This window comes from Agrobacterium sp. 22094, from assembly GCF_052046015.1.
In the GTDB taxonomy this organism is placed as follows: domain Bacteria; phylum Pseudomonadota; class Alphaproteobacteria; order Rhizobiales; family Rhizobiaceae; genus Agrobacterium; species Agrobacterium cavarae.
Map to the genome: position 1 here is coordinate 1 of NZ_JBQEPX010000050.1, position 332 is coordinate 332.

The 332-nt window shown below is 39.8% G+C and carries 1 protein-coding gene; it reads right to left on the reverse strand.

The window, feature by feature from the left end:
- Positions 1-332 (reverse strand): hypothetical protein (locus ACTJK5_RS23115; RefSeq protein ID WP_440613333.1); only part of this gene is annotated, 332 nt, incomplete at both ends.

A 332-nucleotide genomic window follows, 5' to 3' on the forward strand; every position in this document is an offset into this window, starting at 1 on the left:
CCGCTCCAACAAACGCAAGACCCGCTCCAATTGTAGAAGCAATACTTGCACCTGTTTTCGGTAAATCACGTTCATCTTTTTCAGCTTCTTTATTTTCACTTACAGTTGTTGTTTCTTTTGTATTTTGATCATCTGTTGTAGTTTGTCCAGATCCAGTATTGTTTCCATCTTGTTTTGGTTCATTACCATTATTACCTTCTTCTGTTGGTGGTGTTGGGTTTTCTCCATTACCTGTTGGCGGTGTTGTTGGATTTTCTCCCCCACCTGTTGGCGGTGTCGTTGGATTTCCTTCACCAGTTTCTTTATCATCATTTTTCTTCGTTCTATCAATT